General features: G+C 64.8%; 21 protein-coding genes. 9 read left to right on the top strand and 12 right to left on the bottom strand.

What is annotated here, in order from left to right:
• Window positions 1–22: 22 nt before the first annotated feature.
• Complete coding sequence (locus CZ674_RS10285) at window positions 23–595, bottom strand: TlpA family protein disulfide reductase (protein ID WP_234988551.1); 573 nt, start codon at window positions 593–595, stop codon at window positions 23–25.
• A 26-nt stretch (window positions 596–621) separates the two neighbouring features.
• Complete coding sequence (locus CZ674_RS10280) at window positions 622–1,263, bottom strand: histidine phosphatase family protein (RefSeq protein WP_086992432.1); 642 nt, start codon at window positions 1,261–1,263, stop codon at window positions 622–624.
• 57 nt (window positions 1,264–1,320) lie between these two features.
• Between CZ674_RS10280 and CZ674_RS10275 the strand changes: the two genes are divergently transcribed.
• The 3 genes from CZ674_RS10275 (at window position 1,321) to CZ674_RS10265 (ending at window position 3,439) form a co-directional block, all read left to right on the top strand.
• Window positions 1,321–1,602 (top strand): hypothetical protein, encoded by a 282-nt coding sequence (locus tag CZ674_RS10275; RefSeq protein ID WP_086992431.1) that lies wholly within the window; start codon window positions 1,321–1,323, stop codon window positions 1,600–1,602.
• 9 nt (window positions 1,603–1,611) lie between these two features.
• Window positions 1,612–2,919: an aspartate--tRNA(Asn) ligase gene (aspS, locus tag CZ674_RS10270; protein ID WP_086992430.1), complete on the top strand. Its 1,308-nt coding sequence runs from the start codon at window positions 1,612–1,614 to the stop codon at window positions 2,917–2,919.
• Window positions 2,920–3,097: 178 nt separating this feature from the next.
• Window positions 3,098–3,439: a DUF488 domain-containing protein gene (locus CZ674_RS10265; RefSeq protein ID WP_086992429.1), complete on the top strand. Its 342-nt coding sequence runs from the start codon at window positions 3,098–3,100 to the stop codon at window positions 3,437–3,439.
• A 70-nt stretch (window positions 3,440–3,509) separates the two neighbouring features.
• On the opposite strand, the gene CZ674_RS10260 is transcribed toward CZ674_RS10265, so the two are convergent.
• The 10 genes from CZ674_RS10260 to CZ674_RS14565 all read right to left on the bottom strand — a co-directional run bounded on the left by CZ674_RS10260 (window position 3,510) and on the right by CZ674_RS14565 (window position 9,915).
• Window positions 3,510–4,694 (bottom strand): trans-sulfuration enzyme family protein, encoded by a 1,185-nt coding sequence (locus CZ674_RS10260; protein ID WP_086992428.1) that lies wholly within the window; start codon window positions 4,692–4,694, stop codon window positions 3,510–3,512.
• Between the two features lie 21 nt (window positions 4,695–4,715).
• Window positions 4,716–5,186, bottom strand: coding sequence for an SRPBCC family protein (locus tag CZ674_RS10255; protein WP_086992427.1), 471 nt, complete (start codon window positions 5,184–5,186; stop codon window positions 4,716–4,718).
• Complete coding sequence (locus CZ674_RS10250; protein ID WP_086992426.1) at window positions 5,186–5,446, bottom strand: glutaredoxin family protein; 261 nt, start codon at window positions 5,444–5,446, stop codon at window positions 5,186–5,188. Before CZ674_RS10250 ends, CZ674_RS10255 begins: the two co-directional genes overlap by 1 nt.
• A gap of 34 nt (window positions 5,447–5,480) precedes the next feature.
• Window positions 5,481–6,092 (bottom strand): ATP-binding cassette domain-containing protein, encoded by a 612-nt coding sequence (locus CZ674_RS10245; RefSeq protein ID WP_159456960.1) that lies wholly within the window; start codon window positions 6,090–6,092, stop codon window positions 5,481–5,483.
• Between the two features lie 22 nt (window positions 6,093–6,114).
• Window positions 6,115–6,780: a hypothetical protein gene (locus CZ674_RS10240; protein ID WP_086992424.1), complete on the bottom strand. Its 666-nt coding sequence runs from the start codon at window positions 6,778–6,780 to the stop codon at window positions 6,115–6,117.
• Entirely contained in the window at window positions 6,765–7,448 is a 684-nt protein-coding gene (locus CZ674_RS10235; protein WP_086992423.1) for a hypothetical protein, read from the bottom strand. The genes CZ674_RS10240 and CZ674_RS10235 overlap by 16 nt, the downstream gene beginning before the upstream one ends.
• Window positions 7,445–8,263: a hypothetical protein gene (locus tag CZ674_RS10230; protein ID WP_143244716.1), complete on the bottom strand. Its 819-nt coding sequence runs from the start codon at window positions 8,261–8,263 to the stop codon at window positions 7,445–7,447. The genes CZ674_RS10235 and CZ674_RS10230 overlap by 4 nt, the downstream gene beginning before the upstream one ends.
• A gap of 24 nt (window positions 8,264–8,287) precedes the next feature.
• Window positions 8,288–8,680, bottom strand: coding sequence for a hypothetical protein (locus CZ674_RS10225; RefSeq protein ID WP_086992421.1), 393 nt, complete (start codon window positions 8,678–8,680; stop codon window positions 8,288–8,290).
• A gap of 474 nt (window positions 8,681–9,154) precedes the next feature.
• Window positions 9,155–9,253, bottom strand: a complete 99-nt coding sequence (locus CZ674_RS10220) for a 30S ribosomal protein bS22 (RefSeq protein ID WP_086992420.1) — start codon at window positions 9,251–9,253, stop codon at window positions 9,155–9,157.
• A 143-nt stretch (window positions 9,254–9,396) separates the two neighbouring features.
• Window positions 9,397–9,915: an ArsR/SmtB family transcription factor gene (locus CZ674_RS14565; protein ID WP_086992419.1), complete on the bottom strand. Its 519-nt coding sequence runs from the start codon at window positions 9,913–9,915 to the stop codon at window positions 9,397–9,399.
• Between the two features lie 124 nt (window positions 9,916–10,039).
• Here CZ674_RS14565 and CZ674_RS10210 point away from each other — a divergent pair, with 124 nt between their 5' ends.
• The 6 genes from CZ674_RS10210 (at window position 10,040) to CZ674_RS10185 (ending at window position 14,525) form a co-directional block, all read left to right on the top strand.
• Complete coding sequence (locus CZ674_RS10210; protein WP_086992418.1) at window positions 10,040–11,476, top strand: TrkH family potassium uptake protein; 1,437 nt, start codon at window positions 10,040–10,042, stop codon at window positions 11,474–11,476.
• Entirely contained in the window at window positions 11,469–12,140 is a 672-nt protein-coding gene (locus CZ674_RS10205; protein WP_086992417.1) for a potassium channel family protein, read from the top strand. The genes CZ674_RS10210 and CZ674_RS10205 overlap by 8 nt, the downstream gene beginning before the upstream one ends.
• A gap of 63 nt (window positions 12,141–12,203) precedes the next feature.
• The gene (locus CZ674_RS10200) at window positions 12,204–12,596 is read left to right on the top strand and encodes a YchJ family protein (RefSeq protein WP_086992416.1); all 393 of its coding nucleotides are present in this window, start codon (window positions 12,204–12,206) and stop codon (window positions 12,594–12,596) included.
• A 51-nt stretch (window positions 12,597–12,647) separates the two neighbouring features.
• Entirely contained in the window at window positions 12,648–13,331 is a 684-nt protein-coding gene (locus tag CZ674_RS14190) for a hypothetical protein (RefSeq protein ID WP_159456959.1), read from the top strand.
• A complete protein-coding gene (locus tag CZ674_RS10190; protein WP_086992414.1) occupies window positions 13,324–13,986 on the top strand; it encodes a hypothetical protein in 663 nt (220 codons plus the stop codon). Before CZ674_RS14190 ends, CZ674_RS10190 begins: the two co-directional genes overlap by 8 nt.
• Window positions 13,983–14,525 (top strand): hypothetical protein, encoded by a 543-nt coding sequence (locus CZ674_RS10185; RefSeq protein WP_086992413.1) that lies wholly within the window; start codon window positions 13,983–13,985, stop codon window positions 14,523–14,525. Before CZ674_RS10190 ends, CZ674_RS10185 begins: the two co-directional genes overlap by 4 nt.
• Window positions 14,526–14,538: the final 13 nt, after the last annotated feature.

Below are 14,538 nucleotides of genomic sequence, written 5' to 3'. Positions count from 1 at the left end.
CGGACAGCAACTGTGCGGATGGTCACTGGCGAGCGAGCTCCTCGTCGAGCAGTGTCGAGATGATCGAGGTGTCGCTCACAGCGCCCGAGATGCGGGCTGCGATGCGGCCCTCTGCGTCGAGGATGATCGTAGTCGGCACCGCGTTCGGCGCGATCTGGCCCGAGAACGCACGCTGCACCGCGGCATCCTGTGCGTCGAGGATCGACGGGTACTCGATGCCGAACGTCTCGTCGAACGACTCCGCCTGGGCTGCGCCGTCGCGCACGTTGACGCCCACGAAGCTGACGTCGCCGCCGTACTCCTCGTGCAGGTCTACGAGCACCGGTGCCTCGACGCGGCACGGCGGGCATGCCGCGTACCAGAAGTTGACGACCGTGACGCCTGCGTTCTCGCTCGTGGTCCACGCGTCGCCGTCGACGGTCTCGCCGCCGAACTCCATGGCCTCGCCGCGGTCTCCGGCTGCGATCTCGGTCACGAACCCGTCGCCCGACACGTAGCCAGCGTCGCCGACGCTGCCCGCGACGCCGTCATCCGAGGCGCAGCCGGCGAGCACGAGTGCCGTGGCCGCGAGCCCGAGCGCCCTGAGTGTGTTCATGCGGCAAGTGCGCATCCTGCGAGTCATCACACGGCTCCTGTGTCAATGCGGTCGATGTTGGCCGCCGGGTCTGCGTAGGCGACCTCAGCAAAGCGGCCGTCTCTGCGCTCGAACGACGTGATCGACGAGAGATCGCACCGTCTCGTGCGCGGGTCGTGCCAGAGCCGCTGGCCTGCGATCGCGAGGTGCGCCATCCAGATCGGCGACTGGTGGCAGACCATCACGATCTCGCCGGTCTCGCCCGACTCGTCGAGTTCGTCCCAGGCGTCTTCCATCGCGGCGATCACACGCTGCGCGATCGCGTCGTAGGCCTCGCCCCAGCTGGGCTCGAACGGATTGCGGATCAGGTGCCACCTGCTCGGCTTCAGCAGGGCTCCCTTGAGGTCGAACTTGCCGCCCTCGAACTTGTTCCAGGGCTCGATGATGCGAGTCTCGGTCTTGGCCTCAAGCCCGAACTGCTCGCTCCAGGGCTGCGCCGACTGCTGGGCGCGCTCAAGAGGCGACGCGTACAGCCGCACGATCGGCGCATCCGTCATCGACTCCGCGCTGACCTGGGCCATGCGCTCACCGCGCTCTGAGAGCCGGTAGCCGGGAATGCGCCCGTACAGAATGCCGTCGGGATTGTGCACTTCTCCATGGCGCACCAGATGCAGGCGAGTAGCGGGCATGGATTCGATTCTACGGTGCGAGTCTATGAACTGGGACTGACGCCTATTCTTGAGGGCATGGACTCCCTCAGCCTCATCGTGCTCGTGTGGCTGGCCGGGCTCTTCCTACTGGTGCTCGCGGTCGTCTACGCGAAGCTCTTCACGCATGCGCCCAACTGGTTCATGTTCGGCAGCCTGGTCACGATGGCGGTGCTGTGCACGCCGATCGTGCTGGCGGCGCAGGGGTCGGATGCGTGGCTCGTCTGGAGCGTGCTGGGCCTCGGTTTCGTGCTGCTCGCCGTGTCGGTGTGGGCTCTGATTCGCGCCTCGGTTCGCGTCGGCCGCGATCAGCGCAAGTAGACTGTGCGGGTGACTTCAAGAACTCTCATCAACGACCTCGCCGCCCACGCCGACGGAACCGTCTCGGTTTCGGGATGGGTCGAGGTAGTCCGCGACCAGAAGCGCGTGCAGTTCGTGATCCTGCGCGACGAGTCGGGCTCTGCGCAGCTCGTGAACCCCGTGAACGACGACACTGCCGAGACGGCGGCGTCGATCTCGGCCCTCACCCACGGCTCGTTCATCGAGGTCGAGGGCGAGCTCAAGCACGACGAGCGCGTCAAGCTCGGCGGACTCGAGGTCAAGGTCGGCTCGCTCAAGGTCGTCTCGACCGCGGCTGAGCTGCCCATCGACTCCGAGACCGGCATCGACAAGCGTCAGGACTGGCGCTTCATCGACCTGCGCAGCCAGCGCGGCCGCCTCATGTTCAAGCTGCAGACGACGATGCTGCACGCGATGCGCACGTACTGGGTCGACAACGGCTTCACCGAGATCCACACGCCCAAGCTCATGGCCTCGGCCTCTGAGTCGCGCGCCGAGCTGTTCGAGGTGCCCTACTTCGACACGACCGCCTACCTCGCGCAGTCGCCGCAGCTGTTCAAGCAGATGGCGCAGGCAGCCGGCTTCGGCAAGGTCTTCGAGGTCGGGCCCGCGTTCCGCGCCGACCCCTCGTTCACCTCGCGCCACGCGACCGAGTTCACGTCGATCGACGCTGAGATCTCATGGATCGACTCGCACGAAGACGTCATGAAGATGCACGAAGAGCTGCTGCACGCAGCCTTCGCCGCAGTGGTCGAGAAGCACGGCGACGAGATCCGCGAGGTCTTCGAGATCGACCTGCAGGTTCCGGCGCTGCCGTTCCCGCGCATCTCGCACGCCGAGGTGAAGCAGATCGTCGCCGACCGCGGCCACACGATCGAGCGCACCGACGGCGACCTCGACCCCGAGGCAGAGCGTCAGATCGCCGCACACGTCAAGGAGACCCAGGGCCACGACTTCGTGTTCGTGACCGAGTTCCCGTCGACGGTGCGCCCGTATTACCACATGCGTGACGAGGCCGACGAGGCAGTGACCAAGTCGTATGACCTCATCTTCGGCGGCGTCGAGATCTCGACCGGAGCCCAGCGCGAGCACCGCGTCGACGTGCTCGAGAAGCAGGCTGTCGAGAAGGGGCTCGAGCCCGCTGAGCTCGAGGAGTACCTCGACTTCTTCCGCTACGGAGTGCCCACGCACGGCGGATTCGGCATGGGCCTCGCCCGCGTCATGATGCTGATGCTGCAGCAGGGCACGATCCGCGAGACTACCTTCCTGTTCCGCGGGCCGACGCGCCTGCAGCCGTAGCGCATCCGCGGGGCTTGGACCGCCGCGCCACCGCCAGATGGAAAAGTCCCGCCGAGATGGCATCTCGGCGGGACTTTTCCATCTGGCCGTGCTTCTGCGCGGGCGCGCAAGGAGGTTTGCGCAGGTGAAGGCATGCGCTTCACCTGCGTGAATCTCCTTGCGTTGGCATGATGGGGGCATGACTGAGTTCCGCACGAAGCGCATCTACGACGACGCTGCCAAGGCTGACGGGCACCGCGTGCTGGTCGACCGCATCTGGCCGCGCGGCATCAAGAAGGAAGACGCCGGCGTCGACGCCTGGCCGAAGGAGATCGCCCCCTCGAGCAAGCTGCGCAAGCGCTTTCACTCTGACGACGACTATCGGTCGTTCAAGCGCGACTACAACAGCGAGCTCGACGACTCAGATGACTACGACGACTTCGTCGATGACCTCAAGTCGCACAAGACCGTCACGCTGCTGACTGCCGCCAAGGATCCTGACCGCAGCCACGTCTCGGTGCTGCTCGACCGTCTGCAGTGAGCTTCAGGCGCCCGCGAGATGGAAAAGTCCCGTTGAGATGCCATCTCAGCGGGACTTTTCCATCTTGCGACTACGCGCTGGCGAGCGCCTGACGCAGGTCGGCGATCAGATCGTCAGCGTTCTCGAGCCCGATCGAGAGCCGCAGCACGCCGGCGTTCGGCTTGGCCTCTGCGGCGACCGGGCGGTGGGTGAGCGAGGCCGGGTGCTGCACCAGGCTGTCTACGCCGCCGAGCGACACCGCGTGGGTGAAGAGCTTGGTCGACTGGGCCACGTGAGCCGCGCGCTCGAACGAGCCGACGTCTATGGCCATCATCGAGCCCGGTCCTGACATCTGTGTGCCCACGAGACCCTTGGGGTCGCACTCTGCGAGCCCGGGGTACATGACCTTCTCGACGCCGGGCATGGCGACCAGCGCATCCGCGAGCGCCTGCGCGTTCGCCTGCTGCTGCCGCACTCGCAGCGGAAGCGTCGAGAGGCCGCGGTGCGAGAGGTACGAGGCGAGGGGGTGCGACAGTGCGCCGGTCAGTGCACGGATTCCGCGGATGCGCGTCGCCCAGGCGTCGTCAGTTGCGACGATGCCGCCCAGCACGTCTCCGTGGCCGCCGATGTACTTGGTCGCCGAGTGGATCGAGAAGGCTGCTCCGTGGCTGAGGGGCTGCTGCAGCACAGGAGTCGCGAAGGTGTTGTCGATCGCGAGCGGCACCGAGCCAGCTGCCGCCACGAGCTCGTCGAGGCTCGTCAGCTCGAGTGTGGGGTTCGCGGGCGTCTCGGCGATGACGATGCCGGTCTCGTCGGTGATCGCCGCGCTGATCTCGTCAACGCTCGTGACGTAGGTCGTGGTCGTGCCGAGCAGCTGCTTGGCGAGGATGTAGTCGGTGCCGCCGTAGATCGGGCGCAGAGCCACGACGTGACGCTTGCCCTCTTGCGCAGCGGCCATGATGACCGCCGTGATGGCTGCCATTCCCGACGAGAAGGCGACCGCCGCATCCGCGCCCTCGAGTGTCGCCAGTGCTTCTTCGTAGCGGGCGGTGGTGGGGTTCCAGAGCCGCTGATAGACCGGAGATGCGCCTTCAGCGAGCGAGCCTCCGCCAGCGAGCCGCTCGTACGATTCACCGCCGCTGTCGATGTCGGTCAGCGGGTTCGTCGTCGAGAGGTCGATCGGCAGCGCGTGCACGCCGAGCTCTTCGAGGTCGGCACGGCCTGCGTGCACCGCGAGCGTGTCTGGGTGGAGGGCGTCGTTGGCATCGTGATCCATACCTAGATCATGCCACCAACCTCATTCGCGCACGGCGGCGAGCACTTCGGGGTCGCGGCATGCCGCAGCGAACGCAGTGATGCGCTGCTCGATGTCGCGCCCGAGCATGCGGGTTCCGATCGGGTCGGCGATGCGCCGCAGCCAAGCGGGCTTGACGGTGAACGTGTACTTCCAGACCGCGCGCGTGCCGTCGCCCTCGGGCGCGAACCGCCAGCCGCCGCCGAAGGTCTGCAGAAACCACGGCCCTTTCAGCATCGTCATGCCGACGTTGGTGGGCGGGTTGTACGAGACGTACTTCGAGACCATCCGAAGCCCTTCGCGCGACTTCGTGAAGGTTCGCACGCCCTTGCCCGGCCGCTCGGCACCGTCAAGCAGATGCTGCACCTTCACAAACGGGTCCCAGCGCAGTCGCACCTCGCCGGTCGTCTGCGACACGGCAAACGCGACGTCGGGCGGGACCGGCACGTACACCTCGTGCTTGATCTGGGGCATCAGCTGTTCTCGTCGAGGGATGCGCGGATTCGGTCGCGCAGGCGGCCTGCGTCGACGTGCCACTGGCTGTGTCGTCGTTCGCCGACGAACACCACAGGAATCTCTTCGCCGTACTGGCGCTGCAGCTGCGGGTCGGTCGTGATGTCGATCTCGTCGATCGCGACGCGACTTTCGAACTCGGCCACGACCGCATCGATGCTGTCGCGAGCCTCTTCGCACAGGTGGCAGTCGGGCTTCGAGTAGAGCGTGAGCTTCAGCATGGCTCCACTGTACGGCGCAGGTCTGACATGCCAGTCACGCCTTCGTGAGCGCCCCACCGTCGAGCTCGTGCACTTCGTCGGCGATCGCGTCGATGTCTTCTCCGCGGTGGCTCGTGAACACGACAGTTCCGCCGCCGGCTCGGAACTCATCGAGCAACGCAGTCAGCATCTGCACGCTCTCAGCGTCGAGGGCATTGAAGGGCTCATCGAGAATCAGCACTTCGGGCTGCTCGATCATCGCTTGGGCCAAGCCGAGCTTCTGCTTCATCCCGAGCGAGAATGTTCGTGCCGCTTTGCGACTGCTGGCGTCAAGCCCCAGCTGCTCGAGCATCTTCGCGCAGTCCGCCTTCGAGGCACGCTTGCGGATGGCGGCAAGAGCCGTGAGGTTCTTCATGGCGCTGAATCCGGCAACGTAAGCCGGACCATCGATCATGACCCCGAATCTGTCGGGAAACCTCCGGCCTCCGCCCATGAACTCGGGCGCGAACCTCACAGTTCCGCCCGATGGGAGCATGAGGCCGCACAGGTGCCGAAGCAGCACGGATTTTCCGCTGCCATTGGCGCCGACGATGGCATAGGAGGTCGCACGCTTGACAGCTATCGACGCGCCGCGCAGCACCTCGTGGTGCCCCAGCTTCTTGGTCACATCTGCAAGTTCAACAACGGTGTCAGTCAACGTCTGCTCGCTTTCCGTACATGGTGAGAATGAGGATCATGGCCGCGCCGAGCGCGATCAGCACGAGGATGGTCGGCACGACCGCCGGAGGCAGCGCGACACCGAAGTTCTGAAAGGGGGTCGGCAGCTGCAGGCGGAGGAAACCGAGCAGGGCGACACCGGCCAGCAGGAGAACTGCCGTGTGCTCCCATCGAAGCAGAGCGACTGCGGTCATGACCAGCACCACGTCGACCAGCACCTGCAGGAGTCCGAGGCTCGAGCCGACCAGTGCCGCCGCGGCATGCGCACCGCCCCATTCGCCGCTCATCAGTCTCCGCAGCAATACAGCCAAGGCTCCTGACCCGAACGCGAAGGCGGCAGCGTACGGCAGCTCTCGCAACATCGTGACTGACAGCCACCTCACTGTTGACCCATGGCGGGTCAGCTCAAGGGCGCGTCTGCCGCGATCGGCTTCGGTGAGCCTCGCCAGAAACCAGTACACATAGAGCAGCTCCCAAGCGAGGCTTGCCAGCCGAGGAACCAGCAGCTGCACCTGCCCCGTCAGATGCAGCGGCCATTCGAGCTGCTGCATGGCTCCGTACAGCTCGCCGCCCGCAATGAGCAGGAATACGACCAGCATCATCGTCCACGAGAGGCGAGGGGTCAGCGCAGGAGCCATCGGTGCACCTCCCAGCGGTCACGGATCGCGGCGGATGCGACGACCACCGCACCGATGCAGGTAGAGACTCCAGGAGCTGAGAGGTCAGGACCGTCGTCCGTGAACTTTGCGACGATGATGCCCACAGGCGACCACCACGCGGCTTCGGAGACACCCAGGATCATGACAACGCTCACGAACCACAGTCCGATGCCGGCCCAAACGTCGGCGCGGACCCTCGCGACCACAAGCAGCGCCGCGAGCCGCATGATCATGGCAACTGCAGCGAACGCGAATGTCTGGGTCATCGTCACGTAGCCGAGCTCCAAGAGGTCTGCGGTGACCCGACCCGTCGCCACAGCAAGCCCGGCAGCCGCTCCCGCAGTCATGAGCAGCGCAAGGCACAGACCAGTCAGCACCAGCCTGGGCGATTCAGCCATCAGTGCTCGTGACCGCGAGCCGAATCGCACTAGACGCTGGTCGTCTGCGCCTGCGTCTGCCTCGGCGCCCAGCAGGATGACCCATGCAGGCACCATGCCGAACAGCGTCAGGTGCAGGTCGCTCATAGCCTGCGGCAGCGAGACCGCTGATGCAGACGGCGAAGCACCGATCACCAATGATCCGAACAGCGTGTACCCAAAAGTGCAGAGCAGCACCCAGCATCCGATGGCACCGCGCAACAGCGTCATTGCAGCGATCGCATGGATGCGCGGCTCACCTCGACGAAGACGACCGCGGCAATCGAGAGGCCGAGAAGTGACAGCCACGGCAAGGCGGTGGCTGCTATGGGTACTTGCACAAGGCCGAACGGGAAGATGGCATAGGTGATGCTCGTCCAAGGTGTATCCGCGAGCGCCGCCGTGATCGACTGCACGAAGTACAGCGCGGTGACGATCGTCGATGCCGCAAACGGATTCGGAATCAGCAGGATCGCAGACGCAGTCAGAACAGCGATCAGACCAGCCGCGGCGCCGACCAGCGCCGAATACTGCAATCCGTAGGCCAGCTCACCGCCGACAAGCCACTGCGAGTACGTGACCCTCTGCTGGGCCGGCACGACTTCGTTGTACACCTCAGGCATGAAGCGAAGCCCGCTCACGGGTTCCCACAGGTAGAACGCTGCGACGAACACCCCGAATGTCAGCAGCGCCCAGAAGGCGAAGCTCATCACACCGGCCGCCAGCAGCCTCGAGGTCACAAACAGCCCGCGCCCCGACCTGTAGGCCTGCTGGTATGCGAAACGGTTTTGCGTCTCTGCGAGCAGCGGCAACCCACTGGCGAAGAGCACGAGCAGCGGGAACACCAGCATGGCCGGGCTCGTCATCACCGAAGAGAACACATCGAGGCCGTCGCGGAATGCCGTGTTGCCTGTGCCCAAAAAGCCCATTACGGGAACCAGCAGCAGAACCGCGCCCCATGTGATTAGAGCAGCCCTCGACACCTGCTGGCGAAATGCGTAGGTGAGCGTCCGAAACGCCTCCACTCGTGCACCTCGGACGCTCACTTTCGCCTCGTTTACCATCGATCGCTAGTTGGTTCTCCAAGAGCCACTGATCGCAACAGTGACATAAGTCCATGTGCTGTTGGTCAAAGTCACCCCTAGGTTGGTCGTACCAGCGGAGAAAGAATTCTGAAGCTGTGCCGACTGACCGTCATCCAGGCCCTTGACTTCAGTGCCGTACTGAAATGTGTTGCTCTTTCTCAGCTTCACGTTGACGGTGTAGTTGGAACCAACGTTCGTGATGTGAACGTTTCCAGGCATGCTCGAGTAAGTCTTCGTCTGACTTCCAATAAACCGAGGTTGCTGCAGGTTGGGCAGCGTGTTGCTGAACGACGAATACGCGGTTCCTGCGTACGCCGGGGCGCTAGCAAACATGAGCGATGCCGCAAGCGCGGCGGCCACCAGAATCTTCTTCTTCATGGTATTCCTTTTGTTGAATCCCCATGGACGAATTCAGGGTAAGTGCTATATGAGTAAAAAGCAACAGATAAGTGATAACTTTTCTAGTGTTCGTTTATCGGCGCGCTTCAAGCTCCTCCTTGCGGTCGTGTACGCATCGAGCCCACCGCGAAGCGCAGTGACAGCTGTGCCCGAAACGTCATCGCGAGAACCAGCACCGCGGTACACATGATCAGAGGAGACGTCGACACCTGCTGGAGGCAATTAGCAGCCGAGGGCCTCGTCAAGCGCCACTTGACCGCCTCGGCGCTCGACTGCGGCGCCGAATGCTCCGCCTGCACAACCTGCCGAAATGCTTGGAAACCGGCAGAATCTGCCGAAGTGCTTGCAGACTGCAAGCGTTTCGGCAGAAGCAAGCATTTCGGCAGACCCAGCACCCCAGTCCCGCACACAAAGAAGACGCCCCGGATCTCTCCGGGGCGTCTTGCAGAAGCTCTACTTCTTGTTGCGGCGCTGGTGGCGCGTCTTGCGAAGCATCTTGCGGTGCTTCTTCTTCGACATGCGCTTGCGACGCTTCTTGACTACAGAACCCATATGGTTCCTCACCTTCTAATTTCGTGCGTGGACGGCTGCGGCCGTACGCCGCGAAAAAGTCACTCTCGTAATGTTACAGGATATCGTGCCCAGCGCGCATTCGGGCCTGTCGGATGCCCACTGCCCGGCCCCGCACAGAACGCTCAGTGCCGCCCGAACCTGCCCTGCGCATCCTGGACCCGCGTCTTCGCACCGTGCACGACGTCTGCCGCACGGCGTCCGACCGACTGGCCGAACGGCTTCGGGTCGTTGGCAACACGCTCCACGGCTTCACGGGCCGCTGCCGCTCGCGTGCGCGCCTGCTCTGCCGCCTGGCGAACAGGCTGCGTCACATCGGCCCACGCCGCGAACGCCGCTGCGCCGAGCGCCGCTTCGCCGTGCTCTTCGTCGTCAGAGAAGATGAAGGGCATCAGCCAGTCGTCGAGCGCATCGAGCGGTCGCACGTCGATCGTGTAGTAGCGGTGCTGTCCGTCTTCGCGCACCAGCGCCAGCCCGGCCTCGCGCAGCACCTTGAGGTGCTTCGAGACTGTGGGCTGGGTGACGCCGAGCGCATCGACGATCTCGCTCACGCTCGCCTCAGCATTTCGGGCGCGACGATCGAGCAGCAGGTCGAGGATCTCGCGACGAGTGGGGTCGGCGACGACAGCGAAGATGTCAGGCATGACACACATCTTTGCAGGATTCCACAGCTCGCGGGCACACAGACGCAAAACTCCCCCACCGCAGGCCCTCAAACAGGACTAGTATCAGGCGCGCCCAGCACACCCACAGCAGAGAAGGTACGAGGTGGCAGCCAAGCTCCGCAGCCGCAATCACGAGGTCGCCGTCGATGCCAGCGTCTTCGACCGCATCAACTCGTTCGCGGCGAGGTACCCCGCTCGATTCGCGATCGTGGTGTTCGCCGCGATCAACCTGGTCTTCGCCGTGCTGTTCGCGACTCCGTGGGCTGCGGCAGACGGCCAGGCGACTCCGTTCTGGGATGCGCTGTTCACGGCAGTGAGCGTCGTCTGCGTCACGGGGTTGTCGGTGGTCGACATGGCAACCCACTGGTCGTCCTTCGGCGATGCGCTCACACTGGTGGGCGTCGAGGTCGGCAGCGTTGGCGTGCTGACGCTCACATCCTTCCTCGGCATGGTCGTGGCACGCAGACTCGGGCTCAGGCAGCGCCTGATGGCCGCGAGCGAGACGAACGTCAGTCGCGTCCGCGGCGGTGTCGTCTCAGAGTCACAGGCGATCAGGCTCGGCGACATCGGCCAGCTGCTTCGACTTGTGATCATCAGCGTGCTCACCTTCGAATTCGCACTGGTGCTGCTGCTGCTGCCGCGCATCCTGCTCGAAGGGGTTCCGTTTCTCGAGGCGCTCTACCAGGCCACGTACTGGTCGTTCATGTCGTTCACGAACTCGGGCTTCAGCCCCACCGTCGACGGCCTGGCCCCCTACGCGACCGACCCCTGGATGCTCTCGGTGCTCATGCTCGGCGTCTTCGTCGGGTCACTGGGCTTTCCGGTCTACTTCGTGCTGCTGCGAAACCTCGGCAATCCGCGCCACTGGTCGCTGCACGTCAAGCTCACGATCACCGGAGCCACCGGCCTGTTCGTGCTCGGCGCCCTCGTCTACTTTCTGCTCGAGCTCGGCAACTCCGAGTCGTGGGGCACGCTCGACCCCGGGCAGCAGGTTCTGCAGGCTCTGTTCATGTCGACCATGACGCGCTCTGGCGGCTTCGCGCTCCACGACCTCTCCAACCTCAATCAGTCATCGATGCTCATCACTGACATGCTGATGTTCATCGGTGGAGGTTCGGCGTCGACCGCCGGCGGCATAAAGGTGACGACGCTGGCGATCCTATTCTTGGCAGCGATAGCGGAGGCGCGAGGCCGTCGAGACATGGAAGCCTTCGGCAAGCGCATTCCGCCCGACATCCTTCGCCTGGCGGTCTCTGTCACGCTGTGGGGAGCGACGATCGTCGCGGTCATGACGACCCTCCTGCTGCACATCACGAAGGAGCCTCTGTCTCTCGTGCTCTTCGAGGTCATCAGCGCCTTCGCCACGTGCGGGCTGTCTTCTGGCGTCACTTCCCAGGACATGCCGACTGCCGCCAAGGCCCTTCTGTCCCTCACTATGCTTATCGGGCGCATCGGCGGCGTGACTCTCGCCGCAGCGCTCGCATCGCGGCAGCGGCCGCGACTGTTCTCCCGCCCCGAAGAAAGGCCGCTCGTTGGTTGACCGCATTCCCCATGACGCCCCGGTGCTGGTGATCGGCCTCGGCCGGTTCGGCGCTGCCACGGCTGGGCAGCTCGCCCGCCTCGACCGAGAGGTGCTCGCTGTCGACACCGACATGCCCCTCGTGCAGAAGTGGTCGGATCGCATCACGCACTCCGTGCAGGCGGATGCGCGCTCCGTCGACGCGCTGCGGCAGATCGGCGCCCAGGACTTTCAGATCGCGGTGTGCGCGGTCGGCTCGTCGATCGAGGCGAGCGTGCTCATCACCGCGAACCTCGTCGACCTCGGCATTCCGCAGATCTGGGCGAAGGCCATCAACCAGTCGCACAGCAAGATCCTGTCGCGCATCGGCGCGAACCACGTGATCTCACCTGAGGCAGAGGCCGGCGAGCGCGTCGCGCACCTCGTGTCGGGTCGCATGCTCGACTACATCCAGTTCGACGACGACTTCGCGATCGTGAAGATGTATCCGCCGAGCTACGTGCGCGGCAAGGCGCTCGCCGAGTCGAAAGTGCGGTCGAGATTCAAACTGACCGTCGTGGGCGTGAAGAGCCCTGGCGGCGAGTTCACATACGCAACGCCCGAGACCGTGGTGTCGAACCACGACCTCATCATCGTCTCAGGGCATCAGAACGACATCGAGCGCTTCGCCGCCCTCGGCACCTAAAAGTGTCGAAAAACTCTGGTGTTTGACAGTCAAACACCAGAGTTTTTCGACAAAGATTGCACGATGACTGCAGAACTTGTCCCCTTCAGTCGATGCCCCTGCGGAACAGGCCTGCAGTTCGGCGAGTGCTGCCTGCCGATCCACACCGGCGAGCGCCAGGCGCCGACCGCAGAGGCACTCATGCGCTCACGCTTCAGCGCGTTCGCCGTCGGCAACGTCGACTGGCTGCTGACCAGCTGGCACCAGGGCACCCGCCCCGAGACTCTCGAACTCGACCCGGGCATCCGCTGGCTTCGCCTCGACATCGTCGAGACCGCAGGCGGCCCGTTCGACCGCGAGGCGACCGTCGAATTCAGAGCGCACTGCAGAGACGCGGATGGTCGTGGCGAGCTGCACGAGCGCAGCAGGTTCGTGCGCGAGCAGGGGTGGCAGTACGTCGACGGCGTGATCAGCTGACGCACTGAGCGCATCCAGACAGCGTCAAGGCAGCACTCATAACGTGGGGGCATGCCCACCACTTTGGATCAAGCACGCACTGCGCTGCGGGCAAGCGGAGCCCTGACGTTGCCCGGGCGACGCTCCCCGGGGTCGAAGATCCTGTCAGTGCAGCTCTGGGTGCTCATCGTCTTGACCGGCGGGCTGGCTGTCGGCAGCGTCGTCATGATCATCGTCGCGTACGCGAATGGCATCTTCGTGAACCCGCTCGGCTTCGGAGCCCCGCTGATGGCGGGCGGCATGTGCCTGGCAGCCTGGCGCGCGCGCCTCTGGCACAAGAGCTACGCCGACAAAGAGCTGCTGCCGGTTGTATTCGCGCCCCGCGGCTTCATCATCGCCGGCATCGGCCCCATCCCCTGGCATGACGTAGCCCCGATCCAGCAGTCCGAATCCGGCGAGACGCTGATGCTCTCGCAGTCGGGCCTGCACAATGTCAGCGCCCTGACGGTGACGCAGCGACGCCTGCTGCGCACGACCGGCGGCAATCTGCTCAACGGGTGGCGCGGCCGCGCGATCGCTCCCCCGAGCGTGAAGGACATGAGCCGGGCCGAGTCGATGCGCCTGTTCGCGACGGCGCACCGCATGTTCTGGCGGCAGCCGCAGCAGGTGCACGCGAGCCAGCACCAGCAGCACCCAGCACAGCAGCAGCAGCACCAGCAGCACCCAGCACAGCCCCGCCAAGGCCCGCATGCGTGACCGCGGCCCGCAGCAGCAGCTTCCGAGCGCGCTGCATCACCTCTATCGCAACGGCAGCATCATGCTGCAGGGCGCGAAGTCCAGGCCCCAGCGCGCCTGGGAGGGCCGTCGCCGCATCGGCCTGTTCGTGCTGCTCGGCATCGGCGGCTTCGGCATCGTCGCGGTCGTCCTCGGCATCCTGCTGCGCCACCACGACATCTGGGGCCTCGCCGTCGTGTTCGGTGCCATCCTCGCATTCATGGGCTTCGCATCGGCCGGCCTCATGCTGCTGATCGTGCAGCTGTACCGCTATCGCCCCATCGCCGAGCAGAAGCCGATCGTGCTCAACCCGCACGGCATCTGGCTGCGCGGGATCGGGCCGATCGCCTGGCATGAGGTGCAGCCGCCGGTCTACAAGTGGGTCCTGACGAAGCACGACGTGAGCGGCAAGCTGGCGGTCATGCCCCTCACAGAAGCTGGCCAGGCTCGTCTCAACCAGAACCCGTCGCCGAACACGATGCTCGTCGGCCCCACGCCCTACCTGCGGCTGCAGGTGCCGTACATGATGCTTCCCGGCATAGAGGGCTTCTCAGAAGCAGACACGGTGCAGCTCTTCCAGGTCGCGTACGGCCTGTTCGCACCCCGATACCCACACCCCGCAGGAGGACCCCGATGAACCGCGTCCAGCAGCTGATGCAGCGCATCCACGCAAATGACACCTCGACCGCGCCGGTCAAGAACGGCATCTTCGTCATGATGGTCATCGTCAGCATCATGATGCTGATCGTCTCGCTCTTGAACATCCTGGTGCAGGAGGGCATCGTGCGCCTGCTCTACGCCATCACGTTCGTGCTGTTCGCAGCGGCGCTCGTCATGCACATCGTGTACAACGCCAAGCTCAAGAAAGGCCTCGTCTTCGAGCCGCAGGGCCTTCGCTACCGCAGCAAGAAGGCCATCCCGTGGCAATTTCTCGCAGGCGCCCAGGTGCACCCGAAGCTCTCGGCATGGTCGGGCCGCGAGGTGCTGCTCGTGCTCACGCCAGAGGGTGTCGAATGGGTCAAGCAGAACAAGAAGGGCTTCCTGAGGCTCAGCAAGACCGGTCATGGCGTCGACGCGGCAGCGATTCGCGGATGGTCGCCACAGGAGAGCGCGTTCGCTCTGAACGAGACGATCCGGCTGTACCGTCACCGCCACGGGCTGCAGCAGCTGATGTGACGGGGCCGGGCTG

It is taken from the genome of Agrococcus casei LMG 22410, assembly GCF_900163565.1.
Taxonomy (GTDB): domain Bacteria; phylum Actinomycetota; class Actinomycetes; order Actinomycetales; family Microbacteriaceae; genus Agrococcus; species Agrococcus casei.
The sequence above is the reverse complement of the archived record's forward strand: the minus strand, read 5'-3'. Positions and strand labels throughout refer to the sequence as shown.

Excerpts from the sequence above, each read along its gene's own strand:
- CZ674_RS10255 (WP_086992427.1), bottom strand. The coding sequence starts at position 5,186 with ATGCCCCAGATCAAGCACGAGGTGTACGTGCCGGTCCCGCCCGACGTC.
- CZ674_RS10260 (WP_086992428.1), bottom strand. The coding sequence starts at position 4,694 with ATGGATCACGATGCCAACGACGCCCTCCACCCAGACACGCTCGCGGTG.
- CZ674_RS10275 (WP_086992431.1), top strand. The coding sequence starts at position 1,321 with ATGGACTCCCTCAGCCTCATCGTGCTCGTGTGGCTGGCCGGGCTCTTC.
- CZ674_RS14565 (WP_086992419.1), bottom strand. The coding sequence starts at position 9,915 with ATGCCTGACATCTTCGCTGTCGTCGCCGACCCCACTCGTCGCGAGATC.
- CZ674_RS14190 (WP_159456959.1), top strand. The coding sequence starts at position 12,648 with ATGCCCACCACTTTGGATCAAGCACGCACTGCGCTGCGGGCAAGCGGA.
- CZ674_RS10235 (WP_086992423.1), bottom strand. The coding sequence starts at position 7,448 with ATGACGCTGTTGCGCGGTGCCATCGGATGCTGGGTGCTGCTCTGCACT.
- CZ674_RS10200 (WP_086992416.1), top strand. The coding sequence starts at position 12,204 with ATGACTGCAGAACTTGTCCCCTTCAGTCGATGCCCCTGCGGAACAGGC.
- CZ674_RS10240 (WP_086992424.1), bottom strand. The coding sequence starts at position 6,780 with ATGGCTCCTGCGCTGACCCCTCGCCTCTCGTGGACGATGATGCTGGTC.
- CZ674_RS10220 (WP_086992420.1), bottom strand. The coding sequence starts at position 9,253 with ATGGGTTCTGTAGTCAAGAAGCGTCGCAAGCGCATGTCGAAGAAGAAG.
- CZ674_RS10285 (WP_234988551.1), bottom strand. The coding sequence starts at position 595 with ATGAACACACTCAGGGCGCTCGGGCTCGCGGCCACGGCACTCGTGCTC.
- CZ674_RS10190 (WP_086992414.1), top strand. The coding sequence starts at position 13,324 with ATGCGTGACCGCGGCCCGCAGCAGCAGCTTCCGAGCGCGCTGCATCAC.
- CZ674_RS10225 (WP_086992421.1), bottom strand. The coding sequence starts at position 8,680 with ATGAAGAAGAAGATTCTGGTGGCCGCCGCGCTTGCGGCATCGCTCATG.
- CZ674_RS10250 (WP_086992426.1), bottom strand. The coding sequence starts at position 5,446 with ATGCTGAAGCTCACGCTCTACTCGAAGCCCGACTGCCACCTGTGCGAA.
- CZ674_RS10280 (WP_086992432.1), bottom strand. The coding sequence starts at position 1,263 with ATGCCCGCTACTCGCCTGCATCTGGTGCGCCATGGAGAAGTGCACAAT.
- CZ674_RS10185 (WP_086992413.1), top strand. The coding sequence starts at position 13,983 with ATGAACCGCGTCCAGCAGCTGATGCAGCGCATCCACGCAAATGACACC.
- CZ674_RS10265 (WP_086992429.1), top strand. The coding sequence starts at position 3,098 with ATGACTGAGTTCCGCACGAAGCGCATCTACGACGACGCTGCCAAGGCT.